Source organism: Geobacter metallireducens GS-15 (assembly GCF_000012925.1).
Taxonomy (GTDB): Bacteria; Desulfobacterota; Desulfuromonadia; order Geobacterales; family Geobacteraceae; genus Geobacter; species Geobacter metallireducens.
Map to the genome: position 1 here is coordinate 3,205,974 of NC_007517.1, position 15,615 is coordinate 3,221,588.

Here is a 15,615-nt window from a genome sequence, read left to right on the forward strand (position 1 = left end):
TCACACACGACGCGCAGAGGTCCTTACATCTCGTTTCGGAGAATTCCCGAATAACTTGAGCGGAATTTATCACATCTCTAAAAAAATCAGTGCATTAGCCATCCCTCACTGCACCGCCGCCCCGAACTCCACCCGCGAGCCCGGCCCCTTGTCTGCGGGAGCTTTGTGGATATCGTCGGCCCGGAGGAAGAGGCGGGCCGGATCCACCTTGCCCGGCCCCGCCAGAAGAGCCTTCACCGCCCCGGCCCGCTCGGCTGCCAGCGCCTTCAGCTCCCCTTCCCCCACCCGGGTGTTGGCGAGGATCAGCTTGCGCATCTCGGCGTCGGGGAGATCCTTCTCTAGGCCGAGGATGTTGCGGGGCTTGGGAAACTTTTCCTTCCTGTAGACCGCCTTGAGATAGCGGGATGCCTCATCGGGGGCAATGGCCATGGTTTCCGCCGAATCTCCCGGCTGGTTCCGCTTTTCCTTCACCAGCACCAGGAATTTTTCGGCCTTCATCTTCCGGGTCAGCAGTTCGACGCGGTACCCCTCGGGGTCCCGCTCCTTATCCACGTATCCCTTGATGTCCACCTTGAGGGAAGGCCGGTCGTTGAGGGCCTGGGCAATCTTTGCCAGCTTGGCCTGCTCGGTCTCGGCCAGATGGGCCGATCCGGCCGCGAAGGGAATGACGCTGAAGTCCTCCTTGCCGCCGAAGGCCGACTGGAGAAGGGAGAAGGGAGAGGTCGCCGCCTTGACGAGGAGGTTTTTGATGATCTGCCAGACCACGCGCCAGACGCTGAACTGGGGATCGTCGGTACGGCCGGTAACCGGTATGTCCAGGTGGATCTCCCCCTTGCGGTCCTTGAGGAGCGCCACCGCCAGCCGCACCGGGAGAGTGGTGGCCTTGTTGCTCTCGATCCTGTCGCCAAAGGTGAGCTGGTCGATGAAGACCTTGTTCTCGGAGTTGAGCTGCTTGTTCTCGATGGTGTATTTCAGGTCGAAGGAGACCTTGCCTCGGTCGATGCCGTATCCCACGTAGGTTCCCGAATAGGGGGTGAGGGGGGTCAGGTCGATGTCGGCAAAGCGGACCGTGATGTCGGCGTAGAGGTCGTCGCGCAGCGGGTTCAGCTTGCCGGTGATCTGGAGGGGCGAGAGGTTCTGCAGGTTCCCCCGCAGGTCCACGTCGGCAAACCGGCTCGCCTCGGAGGAGAGCCCGCTGATCCTCCCGCCAAGGTTGTAGAAGGTGGTGTCGTACTCCCGGCTCATGTGATGGTCGGAGAAGGCGAGGGTCCCCTCCTGGAGGATCACGGTATCAATGGCGATCTGACGTTGGGGCTTAGCCGGCTGAACCGACTGCATCGCTTGCGGTGGTGCCGGTTGCCCCCCTTTGGTAACAGAGGCCCGTTGTCCCCCCTGTTGCTCCCCTTCGTTCCCCTTCCCCCCTTCCGGCGAGTAGAGTTTCTGGAGGTTGAGGCGCCCATCCTTGCCAATGACGATCTTGGAGAAGAACTTGGCAAGGGAAACCTCGCCGATCTTCAGGGAGAAGGGATCGAGGCTACCCGACACCTTGTCGAGTTGAAGACTGTCCCACGTGAGGAGGTCATCGGCGTCGGCGTCGAGACAGTGGAAAGAGCGAACGCCAAGGTTGCCGGCAAAGGTGCCGCCGACCCCCTCTCCCCGTTTTGCCACGGCATAGGTAAGCCGGGTGTCGAGGGCGCCGTCCGCCAGGATGATGTTGAGCCCCTCGGGGAGGTAGGCGTCGAAATCAGTGAGGGGAATCCGCCGCAGGGTGATCTCCCCCTTCGCCGCAAGGGGGACGGGGGTGACGCGTCCCGAGGCGGCGAGCGCCCCCCCTTTCCCGTAGCCCGCCGAAAAGCGGTAGGGAATGGTCTCCATCCTGGGACCGGTGATGTTGCTGGCATTGAAGCCGATGCGGCGCAGGTCGAAGCGGGGATTGCCGACCGCCTTCCGGTCGGTGAAGGTGAGGCCGAGGCCGCTGGCGGCCACCGAGGCGATACGGTACCGGAAGGGTTGCCCCGCCGTGGGCCGGGCCTCCCGTGCCGCCGGTCTCCTGCCGGTCTCGGGCTTTTTCAGGAGCGCGAGGGGAGAAAGATTCCCCGCGGCATCCCGGGAGAGGCGGACCCCCCCCCCCGCCAGGGTCACCTGGGCTATGTCCAGACGGTTTTCCTTCTGACTGAACCGCCCCCCGGTGGCATCCAACCGGGCAAGGCGCGCCCCCTCCTTGGGGCCGAAGGGAGCGGCAAGGTTGGTGAGCCGCACCGCGATCTTGTCGGCCGACAGACCGGCGGCGGCATCGTAGGCCACCTCCCCCGAGAGGTCGAGCTTCCCCGTGACCGGGGCGGTGAGAGCGCCGGCCAGGTAGGGGTGAAAGGCGTCAAGCACGATCCCCTTCAGGTCGGCCGTGGCGGTGGCAGCCAGAGGCTCGGGGGAGAAGCCCCCCGTGATGCGCGCGGTTTCCCCCCTGCCCGTGGCAAAGGAGAGGGTGTAGTCAGCCTTTTTACCCGGCCGGGTGGAAAAGCCCCGCACGGTGCAGGCGATCTCCCGGGCCTCGGCCTTGAAGCCCCTCGGCGGCATTGCATCGGCCACGGTCACGGTGCCGTTGCGAAGCGTGAACTCCCCCACATCGACGACCGGTTTCCCTTTCGGTTTCTCCTTGGGGGCGGCCTTGGGTTTTGCAGGGGGAGGAGCCGGCTTCTCTCCCCCGGAGAGCCGGGCCACGTTCCACACCCCTTTTCCGTCCCGCGCCAAATGGAACACGGGGCCATCCAGGGTAACGGAGGTGAGGGAGATGGCAGGGGCGAGAAGCTCGCTTTTGCCGATCATCACGCCGAGCCGGTCGAGGGCAGCCAGAGGCGCGCCGTCCGCCCCGGCTGCCTTCAGGTTGGCCAGGGAAAGCTCCCCGGTCATGACGAGTTCAGGATTCTTGTTGGCGTCGATGCGGTAGGTCAAGGCGAGCTTCGTTGCGGCCGTCCCCCGCTCCACCCGGACCGGAAGCTTCGCCGGCACATAGGCCAGGTAGTAGGGGATGTCCAGGTCCTTCAGGTTCACGTCGAGGGAATATTCGGCGGCAGAGGTGAAGGGACGAAGCTTGCCGTCCAGGACCAGGGGAGAGCCGTTCACCACCGCCCGGAACCGGGGGGCTATGTAGATATCCGCATAGTGGGGAATGGTGCTGACAAAGGGGACCCCCAGTTCCAGCCCGCTGACCCGGTGACGCTTCTCAACGGCCAGCCCCTGGTCGATGAAGTCAATGGAGCCGTTGGTGACGGCAATATTGGAGACGGAAAAGCGTGCCCGCTCCTTCTTGGGTTGAGGGTTCTCCGGCCCCTTCTTTTCGAGGATATCCGAGAAATTGTAGGCGTTCGCCCCGGTCCGCACCAGATGGACGTAGGGGGAGCGGAGCCGGGCCTCGGAAACAATGGGAGCCCCCCGGAAGATGGAGGCAGGGCTCACGGCAACCCGGGCGCTGGAGAAGGAAGCGAAGGTCGTGGTCCCGTCCCGCTCGGTAAGGCGCATTCCACGCACCTCGGCGTTCCAGGTGAAGGGGTTGATGCTGACTGCGCCGATGGAGAGCTTTCGGCCGGTGGCCTCCTCCACCGCCCGGATGGCTCGCCCCTTCACCATTCCCGGCAGGACGAAGGCGGTGAACGCCGCCAGGATCAGGAGAAAAATGCCGCAACCGATGAGGATTTTGTGCCAGGTTTTCATGCTCGCCCTCCAGCCCCTCAGCCTCTGCCAGGCGGGGGCGCTTCTCTCTTAAATGTGCCAGAAACAGGCATCGTGTCAAAGAAAAAGGCCGCTTGAGCGGCCTGACGTCATGGTTTCAGGGGGTTACTTACTGTGTCGGTAGATGAGCTTGGCCGTTGGGGTCGCACTGTCTGGGTACTCGCCGCAGAAGAGGATGGTGCCGGGGTATGGCGCGAAAAACCGCGCCAACTCGCCGGGTTGGAGGAGAAACTCCTTCCGGTGGGGGACCGGCGCAGTGGGGGATTCGAGGATGGTATCGAAGATGACGACGCCCCCCGGGGTGAGGGCCGCCACCTCCTGGGGGATCAGGTCCCGAAGGAGGAAATTGAAGTTGATGATGAGGTCGAACCGCTCGTCGAAGGCGTACGTCTCCAGGTCGGCGAGGCGGAAGTCGCAGGCGAGCCCTTCCCGCCCGGCCCAACGGCGGGCCTTCTCCACGGCCACGGGAGAGATGTCGAGACCGGTGACGCTGTACCCATGACGGGCAAGAAAGATGCTGTTCCGTCCCTCGCCGCAGGCGATGTCCAGGGCCTTTCTGCCGGGACAGAGGCATTTCACCTCCTCGATCCGCTCGGCGAGAAACCGCGACGGTTTTTCCCCCAGGAGAAACTCCTCACTCCGGTACCGCTCGTCCCACCGTTCGCTGTCGTCGTTCATGGCGTTCCCTCTCTCACCTAACTCTAGCAGGAGAATCCCGGCCCGTCACGGGCAAACCCTCAGCACTTTCCCGCCGTCGTCCGGCCTGCAACCAGCTACCTCTTGTCGCAGCAGCCGGAGCGAGGCCGTAGCGGGCGCCGGCCATGAGATTCAACACCTACCAGCGCAGGTGGTACTTCTCGGCCAGCTGCGGATACCGCGATCCGCGCGTCGTCCACCCTCACGAGGACCAAGCCGCCGTTGTTCAGAATCTTTCTCTTTACGCTTTACCTTGAATCCGTGACGGTGCGGCATCTTGTCGCGGGTTCGCGTTTCTGTCAGAAGGTCACCTGCACCTGCAGGTAACCGTAGTTGATATCCTTGCCGCTCCCGGTGGCGTCCTTGAAGAAGTTCCCGGTGAAGAAACGGTTGGCACCGGCAAGAAAGCTGATCTTGTCGGTGAGCTTGTAGGTGAAGATCAGATTGCTCTCGAAACCGACATCCGTGCTGACCCCGGCTGCGGTCTTCGTTGCCCAGAAGTAGTGGCCGTCAAGGGAGACGTTGAGCTTCTCGGTCACGTCGACCCCGCCCCCGACGGTGATGACGTGAAGGCCGCTGGCATGCACCGCGTTGCCTCCCGGGCCGATGGCGGTGACCCCCGAGAGGTCGCCGACGACGCTCATGTCGCCGATGAGGGGGGTGTCGTTGTTGGGGTTGTGGAACTCCCGGAACTTCCCGTTCCCGCCTCCGTCGCCGGAACCGAAGGCGTAGCTGACGAACCCCTTGGACGGATAGCGGCCGAGAGCCGGGTCGATGGACAGGTCGGCGTGGCCGCCGAAGGCGCTGATGTTCCGGTGGGCAGTCTCCTCGATATGCCGGCCGAACTGGTAGACCGGTTCCACCTCGAAAGCGACCAGCTTCCCCACCTTCCCGGCGAGACGCGCCCCCACCGACCAGGTCCGCTCGTCCTTGCCGTCATGGGTCATCCCCGCGCCGCCGGTGTCGAGGAGGCCGTAGATATCCACGGAAAAGGCGTCATTGGCGGTGTAGGTGCCGTAGACTCCGTAGAGCTCCCCCGTGATCCCGCCGGAGTTGTCCTTCAGGTACTTTCCTGCGAAAAAGTCCACCGCCAGGGGCTCCATCGGCTTCACCATCAGCTTCACCGCGTCGTAGCTCAGGCCGTCGAAGAAGGTGTCGGCGCCGAGCATGAAGGAGCTCCCGTAGACCAGCTCCTGGCGCCCCGCCTTGAGGGTGGCCTTCCTGCCGGGGAGGCTCCCTTCCAGGTACCCCTGGTAGAGGCGGAAGGTGTTGAACTTCACATCGTTGTAAGAGGCATACCACTGCCCCTCCACCCGGGCGGTAAGGTAGTCGGTGGGGGTGACAGTCAGCGAGGGGCGGACCCGCACGAGGAGCCGGCTGTCCCGGTGCCCCGGCGTATGGGTAACGTCATTTAAATTGAAATTGTTGACGGACTCGCCCCGAATCATGGCATCCAGCCCCGCCTTGAGGGGGCCGAACTGCAGCGGATCCTTCGCCTCCCCCTCCCTTGCTCCTCCCTGCACGTACTGTTGCTGGATCACGGGGATAACGGGAGCCTCCCCCTCCGCTGCCGCCACGCCCCTCCCTGCCGTTGCCAGCACAATCAGCGCGGCTCCAATCGTCGTATTCCTCGCCATCCGTATCCTCTTTACATGAAATTCGATCATTACTTTGTCCCGCCGCCGGCTGGCAGGACGAGACAGTTCAGACAGTCCCGGAGGGTGCAGACCCCGCAGGAGTGGTACTGGAATACCGGGATGCCGTTCAGCTTCGCTGCGCTCATGGCTTCGTTCCGCACCCGATGGGAGACCTTGTTGGTGAAGATGACCAGGGCGTCGAAGCGCTTCAGCTTCGTGGCGATATTGTTTTCGGACTGGGAGAAGACCCGCAGCTCGAACCCCGTCCGGGCCGCTTCCTGCCGATAGTGCCGTTCCAGCCGGTCCATCCCGCCGATTACCGCAATGCACATAATTTCCCCCTCCCAATCATGACTTTCATTTTCACTACATGGCGACAGCAACACGCTGCTCGCCGCCCACCAGGCACTCCAGGGCCGATGCGCAACTGCCAAGGCGCTCCGCCATCCGTGCCCGGCAGCTGCGGAAGACCTCGGCAAGGCGGAGGCTTTCCCGCGGGTCACCGAAGATCTTCCAGGGCCCCTGGCAGGCGAAGGGGATGGTGACCAGCCCCATGAAGGCCACTACGTCCTTGAGGGGATAGCCGAGAAAGACGCCGATCTCGTGGGGGAAGCTCTCGCCGGTGATGCGCGCGGCCAGCTCTCCCAGCACTGCGTCGAGGTCCGACAGGTCCGCATATCCCGCCCGCCCCAGGACAGCGGAGGTGCTGGGGCGCCCCAGCAGACCTCCCAGCGCTTCGGAACGGTAGATGAGCAGCAGGAGCGAATCTCCCCGGTCGACCAGCTCGCAGACGGCCAGTCCGCTCTCCGGCAGCACCGACGCCCCCCACTGCTTCCAGAGCGTGTAGAGATTGCGGCCGCAGGGGCGGGAACGGTTGGCGATGCCGATCAGGTTCGCCGGCTTCTCGCCGGCCAGGACCGCCGCCGCCTCCAGCGCCAGAAACGACGCCAGACACTCCCGCGGATCAGCGAACCGCACCGCCAGTTCATGCCACGCCGGACGCTTGCCCCCCTCTTGCCTCACCGGCTGTATTTCATCCATGCCTTCCTCCTGACAACGATTTTGAAATTCCATTTCATTTAACAGGTACCGAAACGAGCCGTCAAGCTTTTTTTGACCGGTCTTCAATTCTCACAAATCTTGACCAAGGTCAAAGATAACCGGCAGCGAGTGCGGTATCACTAGATCACGCGAACGATTGCAAATGAGCGGCAAGCAGGTAAAGTTTAAGATACTTTCTCGCTCAACAACTGTCACAACCACTTAAAAGGAGGAAACACAAATGGGAATGTTCTGTAACCAGTGCGAACAGGCCGCCAAGGGCGTCGGCTGCGACATCATCGGGGTATGCGGCAAGAACCCCGAGGTGGCCGCCCTGCAGGATCTCATGCTTTACGGGCTTAAGGGACTCGCCATTTATGCCGACAAGGCCCGGGAGCTGGGCGTGAAGGAAGAGAAGATCGACTACTTCGTCCTTGAGGGGCTCTTCACCACCGTTACCAACGTGGACTTCGACCCGGTCCAGATTGCCGGCAAACTCCGCACGTGCTACGACTACAAGGAAAGGATCAAGGCCCTCTACGAAACCGCCTATCGGGAAAAGAACGGTTCCAGCGCTCCACAGATCACCGCCGGTCCCGCCGCGTGGGTCATTGCCGGCGATCTCGAAGGGCTCGTGAAGCAGGGGCAGGAGCACGGCATCAACACCCACCACGCCGACGCCGACATCCGCTCCGCCATCGAGATTCTCATCTACGGCCTCAAGGGGATGGCCGCCTACGCCGACCACGCCTACATCCTCGGCAAAAAGGACGAAGAGGTCTTCGCCTTCTTCCACAAGGCCATGGCCGCCACCGCCGACCCGGCCAAGGGGCTCATGGACTTCGTGGGGCTCGCCATGGAGTGCGGCAAGCTGAACATCAAGGTCATGGGGATGCTGAACGAAGGTCACGTGGCCCATTATGGCCACCCGGTCCCCACCAAGGTTCCGACCGGCACCCGCAAGAACAAAGGGATCCTTGTCTCCGGCCACGACCTCCGCATGCTGGAGGAGCTCCTGAAGCAGACCGACGGGAAAGGGATCGACGTTTACCCCCACGGTGAAATGCTCCCGGCCCACGGCTATCCCGGCCTCAAGAAGTACGCGCACCTCTACGGCAACTTCGGCGGCGCATGGCAGGACCAAGCGAAGGAATTCCCCCACTTCCCCGGCGCCATCATCTTCAACACCAACTGCATCCAGCGCCCGGCCGACTCTTACAAGGACCGCCTCTTCTCCTGGGGCCAGGTGGGGTGGCCCGGTGTGAAGCACATCAACGGCTGGGACTTCTCCGAAGTCATCAACAAAGCCCTTGAGTGCCCCGAGCTGGCCGACGCGCCGGCGAAGGAGATTCTCACCGGTTTTGGCCACAACGCCGTCCTTGGCGTGGCGGACAAGGTGATCGAAGGGGTGAAGGCGGGCGCCATCAAGCACTTCTTCCTCATCGGCGGCTGCGACGGCGCCAAGCCGGGCCGCAACTACTACACCGAGCTTGCCGAGAAGGTGCCCCAGGACTGCGTGATCCTGACCCTGGCCTGTGGCAAGTACCGCTTCAACAAGCTTGAGTTCGGCGACATCGGCGGCATCCCGCGGCTCCTGGACATCGGCCAGTGCAACGACGCTTACTCGGCCCTCCAGATCGCCCTGGCCCTTGCCGACGCCTTCAAGTGCGGCGTAAACGATCTGCCCCTCTCCATGATCCTCTCCTGGTATGAGCAGAAGGCGGTGGTCATCCTCCTGTCGCTCCTGCACCTGGGGATCAAGAACATCAAGATCGGCCCGAGCCTCCCGGCCTTCGTCACCCCCAACGTCCTCAACTTCCTGGTGGAGAACTTCAACCTGGGTCCCATCACCACGGTGGACGCAGACCTCAAGGCGGCCCTGGGGCAGTAACCCCTTCCGCCAATGCTGAAGGAAAGGCGCGGAGATCTATTCTCCGCGCCCATTTATTCACCCTCTGTCGTTGCCGGAAGGATTTACGCCTGATACTTACCATAGTGGACAATCTCATCCAAAGGCTTGCGTGACGGCCCAGCCTTCGGCCCCTCAAGGGGATATCCCAAAGGAAAGAGCCCAACAATCCGGAGCTCCGCCGGGATACCGAGAAGTTCTCCCAGTTGCTGCTCGTCAAAGACGCCGACAAAGACGCTCCCCAGCCCCAGGTCGTGGGCGGCAAGCATGAGATTCTGGGCCGCAATCCCCACATCGGTCAGGTAATACTGCTGCCCCCGCAACTCCCCGGATTGAGGCGGTTCGCCGCAGGCGATGATCACAACCGGCGCTTCGGCCAGGGCCTTCTGAGCCGGATTCGACTTGTACCCCTTTGGGCCGAAGTAGGCCTCCACGTAGGAGAGCTCGCTGATCTGCACCTTCGTTGCCTGATCCTCCACCACAACAAACCGCCAGCACTGCATGTTTGCCCACGACGGAGCGAGTCGCGCCGCATCCAGAACCGCCCGAAGCTTTTCGGGCTCCACCGGCCGATCGGAAAACTTGCGGACGCTTCTCCTCGTTCTGATTGCTTCCAGTGTCTCCATGGTTAGGTTTCCTTTCTCAGTTGAATAGCGAGGCTCTTGCAAAACTATTGCGGAGCCGGCCTGCGTTGTTGCCGCTCCGTTCTCGTCACTTGCCGGGAATCCACTCCACCAGCGTCGCCGTGACACTCCCCACCGTAACTTTGGTTCGCGCCCTCACCGGGATGCGCCGCTCATCGTCGGTGAGCCAGATATGGACCGTCCCCTTCCCCTCGAAGACCCCCTCGGATGCCACCAGAGGCTGGATGACGATGGTATCCACCTCGCCGAGAACCGTCTTGATCCGCTCCTTGCGCAGGACCCGCACCGCGATCCTCCGCTGCCGCTTGCTGTCGAGGATGTTGACGGTAGGTGATTTTCCCACCTCCAGGCGGAGGTAGCGAATGTAATAAAAGCTGCCGTAAACGTCAATGGTATCCAGGGGGATGTCGATATCAGCCTTATCCCCGCTCAGGTTGTCGCGGTAGCGGGCCACCCCCCGCTCCTGTTCAAAAAAGATCTCCCGGTCCCGGTGACGGCTCCCCTCGCGGGTCTTCAACCGGTAATGGCGGGCCTGCCCCGGGAAGTTGCCGCGACTGCTGTCATAGGAGCTCTCGATCCGGTCTTCCACCGGGAAAAAGGTCGAGAGCCAGTCATTGGAGCGGGCAATGGAGACGATTTTCCGCGTGGCTCCCTCCTCCGTAATCTCCTGGCTCGCGGTGCCGACGGATATCCCGGTCCAGGAAAGATTGTAGACAAGCTTCTCGGGAACTTTCGGGGCAGCCGACGCCGGAACGCCGGACGTCACAAGCACGAGAAACATCATTACTCCGTAAATGAACTTCATATCACCTCCGACTGGCCCTTCAAGGGATTCCTTCGTTACCAGCAAAGTATCCCACAGTGCCACAGGAACTCAACCCCCTTGACTAGAGGCCGGCACAGGGCACAATTGACACAGGGGTCCGCAACAGCATAAACAGAAACGCGGACCGAAGGAGGATGCCATGCCGGAGAAACTGCTCGTGCCATCCATTGAACAGAGGCTCGCTGCAATGGTCGAGGTGTCCCGCCGGATGAGGGGTAAAACCGAGGCCGAAAAACGTATGGGGCGCAAGCCGACGATCACCATTTCACGGGAGTTCGGCTGCGAGGGGTATCCCGTGGCCGAGCAGCTCAGGGAGCTTCTCGAACACTCCACCAGGGAGCCCTGGGTCGTGATGGACAAGGCGCTTCTCGAAGAAGCCGCCAAACATCATGACATTTCCGAGACGGTTCTCCAATCCCTCGGCCAACGCCCCCGCTTCCTCGACGACATGATCTCCACTCTCATGCCGCGCTGGAAAACCGAGCGGGACCACTACAAACTCCTCTGCGACCAGATCGTCTCCCTGGCCGAGGTGGGCAACGTAATCATCATCGGGAGGGGAAGCTCCATCATCACCCAGCAGATGAACAACTGCCTCCATTTCCGCATCTATGCCTCCCACCATTTCAAAGTCCGCTCCATTGCGCGGCGCGCAAAGATTTCGATCCAGGACGCAGAGCTTCTGGTGGAAAAAATGCAGAAGGAACGGGTCAAGTTCATTCGCAGCTTCCTCGACCGGGACATTGCCGACCTGAACCTCTACCACATGGCCTTCAATAACGACAAGAACTCGGAGGCCCAGATAGCCCGGGCCATCTTCGACTATCTCTGCCAGAAGATCGCAGGCTGATTCCGAACCGCGCCAATCGAGGGAGGGCGGTGCCCGGCGCCGCTCTCCCCTTGCGCTCCCGGACGTCACCGTCTATACTCCCGCCATGCTCACGTTCACCATTACAGAATCCGATCACTGCCGCGGGGTGGAAAGCTTCCTCAGGAACCTCCTCCCGGGCGCTCCCCTCGCCTACCTCGGCAAGCTCACCCGTGGTGGGCACCTGACCGTTAACGGCCTCCCGGTCACACCCGACACCCTCCTCGTGACAGGTGACACCATGGCTCTCAAGGAAAGCGGCCGGACAAGGGAACTCCTGGCCGCCAAACGTCCCTCCCTCGATATCCTCTTCGAGGACGACCGGATTGTCGTCGTCAACAAGCCCCCCGGGCTGCCGGTGCACCGGACCGCCGAAGACGAGCAAACCCTCGTGGATGTGGCGGAACGGTTCCTGGCGCAGCGGGGCACCCCTGCGAAGCTCCGCCCCGTGAACCGCCTCGACCGCGGCACCTCCGGCGCCACGATACTCGCCAAGAGCGCCACGAGTGCCGGCATGTTTGGCCGCTTCGTCAAGGAAACCGGCCTTGGCAAGCTCTACCTGGCTGTTGCAGACGGCAAACTGCCAGCCGAAGGGACCATCGATACCCCCCTGGAAGGCAAGGAGGCGCAGACCCAGTACCGCACACTGTTCCAAGGAAAGAGTGCTGCCCTGCTCCTCGTCACCCCCATAACCGGCCGTACGCACCAAATTCGCAAACACCTCGCCCTCACCGGCCACCCAGTGCGAGGCGACCGCCGCTACCGGGGCGCTCCCCTGGCGGCCTATCCAGGGCACTGCCTCCACGCCTTTCTTGTTTCCTTCCGTCACCCCGTTTCCGGCGAAGAGATCGTCATTCATGCCCCTCTTCCCGCGGCGTTGCTAGAAGAGGTGCGCCTGTTGTCCGGCGACTTCTATTCCCGCATACTCCTCTCGCTGCCGTCACTGCCGGTGACATAAGCCCGGAATAAAGAGCCGCGCAAGCTCTGACGGCAGAGATACCCACCTTGCCGACCAGATTTCCTTCTCATTCTCCAACCGGAGGCTGCCGACAATGAAAAAGCGGGCTTACTATTCGTTTTTTCGATGTTTTTTTTAGCAACTTATTACCTTTTTCTAATTGACTGGGCACGGGAGAAATGGCATAATTCACCCCGCTTCAGCCGGGGCACGCCCCGCTGCCATTTTATGTGAGACACGCTCCCCCCACTGGGAAATGGAGCAACTACCCTATGTCATGTGCGAAGAGCACAGAGGAGGAACGATGAATGCTGTAAGACGCATCAGGCTCTTTGCCGTTGCTGGCCTGACCCTGGCAGTGTCACTCTGCCTGGGCGCGGGAAGCCCGGTCAAGGCCGCCCCGGCCGCCCCGAAACTGGTTCAGGACGACTGCGTGAAGTGTCACGCCAAACCCCCGGCAGACATCGCCAGCGCCGGTGCCGGCCACAAAAAGATCACCTGCTTCGACTGCCACGCCGGTCACCGTCCCGCATCGCAGAACAACATTCCCAAGTGCAGCCAGTGTCACACCGGCAAGAAGCACTATGAGCTCCCCAACTGTCTCGGGTGCCACAAGAATCCCCACACCCCGCTCAACATCATCCTTTCCGGCAACCTCACCGAGCCGTGCCTGAGCTGCCATACCCAGCAGATCGAGCAACTCAAGCAGTTCCCGAGCAAGCACTCCAAGCTCTTCTGCTCCACCTGCCACAACGTCCACGGCAAAATTCCGGCCTGTACCCAGTGCCACAAGCCCCACTATGCCGAGCAGACCGCCGGCGACTGCAAGAAGTGCCACAAGGCCCACCAGCCCAAGAACGTTGCCTACGGCAAGGAAATCCCGAACAAAGACTGCGGCGCCTGTCACAAGAAGGCACTCGACCTGCTGACCGCAAGCCAGGCCAAGCACAAGTCGCTGGCCTGCGTATACTGCCACCAGGACAAGCACAAGATGGTTCCGGCCTGCCAGAGCTGCCACGGCGTTCCGCACCCGGCTGCCATGATGTCCAAGTTCTCGAAGTGCGGCGAGTGCCACAACATCGCCCACGACCTGAACCACTGGAGCTCCCCGGCCAAGGCTGAGCCGGCCAAAGCCGCTCCTGCGAAGCCTACCATGAAGAAGAAGAAGAAGTAACCCGTTTGAACGCTGAAAAAAAGGCCTGCACACTCGTTGTGCAGGCCTTTTTTAAGGTTCATCCGGGAATTCCGGGGAAAGCGGCTCTGATCTTGAGAAAGAAGTATTCGTGATCCCGGAAGCCGTAGGCCATTCTTTTGATCACCTTGATCTTGTTATTGATGCCTTCGAGGATTCCGGTGTGAAGGGGCCAGAGGCAGTGGTTGAGGATTCCTTGGAGATAGCCCTTTAGCCGGCGGGCAAACAGGATGAGTGGCGGTATTCCACTCTCCATCGCCCTTTGGTGCCACTGCTCCCAGAATAGTCCCGCCTCTTCAATGCAGGTAAACTTCCACAGTTGCTTCAGATCGTCTTTGAGCAGGTAGACCGTAAGGAGGCTGCGGTTTGCCTCCAACAGTTCCTGGAGGCGAAGCATGTCGTCGCCCTTGACGTTCTCGCTGTTTCGTAGCAGCAACCACCGCGATGTTTTGACTACCTTCCGTGCCTTCTTGTCTTCCTTCAGGCGGTTTGCCTCATCGACTCGCACCCTGTCGATCACTTCCCTGCCATACTTCGCCACCACATGGAACAGGTCGTAGACTATGTCTGCCTGGGGCGAGTGCTGCTTGATTTCCTCCTCATATGATGCGTTCATATCCATCACGACCGCTTTGAGCCGTTTACAGCCATGTGGGCCAAGCTGCGTGAAGAAAGGACGGATACTCTCGCGACTCCTGCCTTTGCCGATCCATAAGACTTCCTTACGGTATGGCTCGATGATAACCGTCGCATAGCGGTGCCCCTTGTGAAGGGCGAACTCATCCATCCCGAGAACTTCGATGTTTGAGAGGTCGACGGTGCCGACCCGCTCTGTGAGTGAGCGCTTGTCGATTTCCTTCACCTGGTCCCAAGAAAGCCCCAGATACTGCGCCACGTGCTTCACAGACACGACACCACACAGTCGCGCTACGCTCTCTGCAAGCCTGCGCGTCACGCGGGCGTATTTCGCCAGCCATGACAGACGCTCCAGCGTTGGCCCACACTGAGGGCACAGCAGCCTGCGGCGGTGAACGATCAGATAAGTCTGAGCATCGAGAATCGGCAAATCTCGAATTACGCGCTTGGTCGTTTCATGGACGCTTGTGCAACGCCCGCCGCACGAGCCACACACCATCTCATCCTGGGACAGGGCAATCAGTTCTACCTCGATCCGTTTGGCATCACCTGTGACGATAGTGCGTGTCCCAGCAACACGATATCCTTCCCACCCTCCCGCAATTGCGATAACATCGGAATACGACAACGGCAGCCTCCTGCGATCTTTTTTGGTTGGGGAACCATCAAGATACCGCAGTGCTGCCGTTGTTGTTTATTAATCTTCCCCGGAATTCCCTGAAGAACCTTTTTTAATTACCCTGACTTGCAGCAGTTACCGCCCCCACTCTGCCGGACGGCCTGTTTCGGCTGCTCGACGGCTCATTCGCTGCAGTAGGAACAGCCCTTACAACCTCATCGAGACCCGTTTCCGCTGCCCAACGGTTCGCTCTTCCCGATCACAGCCACTCCCCCACCCCTCATCGTCCTGAGTTGTTTTCAGCCGTATTAACGGTTCCTGGATGGAGCGCGCCCGTGCATAAAAAAGGGCGGTTCCCCTACGGAAACCGCCCTCAATCAACACAAACACAGCCTTCTGAGATTTAGTCTGCCTTGGTGATCACCACTTTCAGAGCCGCTGCAACCTCCGGGTGTACCTTGACAGAAGCGGTGTACTCACCGACATGTTTGATCGGCTCTGCAAGAACGATCTTCTTCCGATCGATCTCAACACCTTGGGCTTTCAGGTGCTCGGCCAACTCCATGTTGGTGACGGCCCCGAACAGCTTCCCTTCCTCGCCTGCCTGGTGAGTGATTGCAATGGTCAGTCCCTCGATCTTGGCAGCAAGCCCCTTTGCCTGCTCGAGAACCTTATTGCGCTTATACTCGAGCTGACGCTTGGCGTGCTCAAGGGCCTTGGCATTCTTCTCGGTGGCTTCGGTCGCATACCCCCGCGGCAGGAGGTAGTTGCGGGCATAGCCCGGCGCGACCTTCACGATGTCGCCGATGTGACCGAGGTTTTCCAGATTTTCTTTGAGAATTACTTTCATTGTTGTTTCCTCC

General features: G+C 61.2%; 13 protein-coding genes. 4 read left to right on the top strand and 9 right to left on the bottom strand.

Features of this window, described 5'->3' with window-relative positions:
- Positions 1-105: 105 nt before the first annotated feature.
- The 5 genes from GMET_RS14175 to GMET_RS14195 form a co-directional block, all read right to left on the bottom strand.
- Positions 106-3,708 (bottom strand): DUF748 domain-containing protein, encoded by a 3,603-nt coding sequence (locus GMET_RS14175; protein ID WP_011366109.1) that lies wholly within the window; start codon positions 3,706-3,708, stop codon positions 106-108.
- A 123-nt stretch (positions 3,709-3,831) separates the two neighbouring features.
- Positions 3,832-4,404 (bottom strand): class I SAM-dependent methyltransferase, encoded by a 573-nt coding sequence (locus tag GMET_RS14180; RefSeq protein WP_004513973.1) that lies wholly within the window; start codon positions 4,402-4,404, stop codon positions 3,832-3,834.
- Between the two features lie 317 nt (positions 4,405-4,721).
- On the bottom strand, positions 4,722-6,059 hold the full coding sequence (locus GMET_RS14185) for an alginate export family protein (RefSeq protein ID WP_004513972.1): 1,338 nt from the start codon (positions 6,057-6,059) through the stop codon (positions 4,722-4,724).
- 29 nt (positions 6,060-6,088) lie between these two features.
- Positions 6,089-6,391 carry a DUF2325 domain-containing protein gene (locus GMET_RS14190; RefSeq protein WP_004513971.1) on the bottom strand — a complete coding sequence of 101 codons (303 nt, stop codon included), beginning with the start codon at positions 6,389-6,391 and terminating at the stop codon, positions 6,089-6,091.
- Between the two features lie 34 nt (positions 6,392-6,425).
- Entirely contained in the window at positions 6,426-7,100 is a 675-nt protein-coding gene (locus GMET_RS14195) for a DUF3793 family protein (protein WP_004513970.1), read from the bottom strand.
- Positions 7,101-7,341: 241 nt separating this feature from the next.
- Between GMET_RS14195 and hcp the strand changes: the two genes are divergently transcribed.
- Positions 7,342-8,991 (top strand): hydroxylamine reductase, encoded by a 1,650-nt coding sequence (hcp, locus tag GMET_RS14200; RefSeq protein WP_004513969.1) that lies wholly within the window; start codon positions 7,342-7,344, stop codon positions 8,989-8,991.
- An 83-nt stretch (positions 8,992-9,074) separates the two neighbouring features.
- Here the strand turns inward: hcp and GMET_RS14205 are convergent, their stop codons facing one another.
- On the bottom strand, positions 9,075-9,635 hold the full coding sequence (locus tag GMET_RS14205; protein ID WP_004513968.1) for a nitroreductase family protein: 561 nt from the start codon (positions 9,633-9,635) through the stop codon (positions 9,075-9,077).
- Positions 9,636-9,720: 85 nt separating this feature from the next.
- Positions 9,721-10,458: a DUF3108 domain-containing protein gene (locus GMET_RS14210; protein WP_004513967.1), complete on the bottom strand. Its 738-nt coding sequence runs from the start codon at positions 10,456-10,458 to the stop codon at positions 9,721-9,723.
- 160 nt (positions 10,459-10,618) lie between these two features.
- On the opposite strand from GMET_RS14210, the gene GMET_RS14215 reads away from it, so the two are divergent.
- The 3 genes from GMET_RS14215 to GMET_RS14225 all read left to right on the top strand — a co-directional run bounded on the left by GMET_RS14215 (position 10,619) and on the right by GMET_RS14225 (position 13,479).
- The gene (locus GMET_RS14215) at positions 10,619-11,329 is read left to right on the top strand and encodes an AAA family ATPase (protein ID WP_004513966.1); all 711 of its coding nucleotides are present in this window, start codon (positions 10,619-10,621) and stop codon (positions 11,327-11,329) included.
- A gap of 85 nt (positions 11,330-11,414) precedes the next feature.
- Positions 11,415-12,305 (top strand): RluA family pseudouridine synthase, encoded by an 891-nt coding sequence (locus GMET_RS14220; protein ID WP_004513965.1) that lies wholly within the window; start codon positions 11,415-11,417, stop codon positions 12,303-12,305.
- Between the two features lie 304 nt (positions 12,306-12,609).
- The gene (locus tag GMET_RS14225) at positions 12,610-13,479 is read left to right on the top strand and encodes a cytochrome c3 family protein (protein ID WP_004513964.1); all 870 of its coding nucleotides are present in this window, start codon (positions 12,610-12,612) and stop codon (positions 13,477-13,479) included.
- A 58-nt stretch (positions 13,480-13,537) separates the two neighbouring features.
- Here GMET_RS14225 and GMET_RS14230 read toward each other — a convergent pair whose 3' ends face one another.
- Both GMET_RS14230 and rplI read right to left on the bottom strand, forming a co-directional pair.
- Complete coding sequence (locus GMET_RS14230) at positions 13,538-14,761, bottom strand: ISL3-like element ISGme5 family transposase (RefSeq protein ID WP_011365668.1); 1,224 nt, start codon at positions 14,759-14,761, stop codon at positions 13,538-13,540.
- Between the two features lie 394 nt (positions 14,762-15,155).
- Complete coding sequence (rplI, locus tag GMET_RS14235) at positions 15,156-15,602, bottom strand: 50S ribosomal protein L9 (protein WP_004514575.1); 447 nt, start codon at positions 15,600-15,602, stop codon at positions 15,156-15,158.
- Positions 15,603-15,615: the final 13 nt, after the last annotated feature.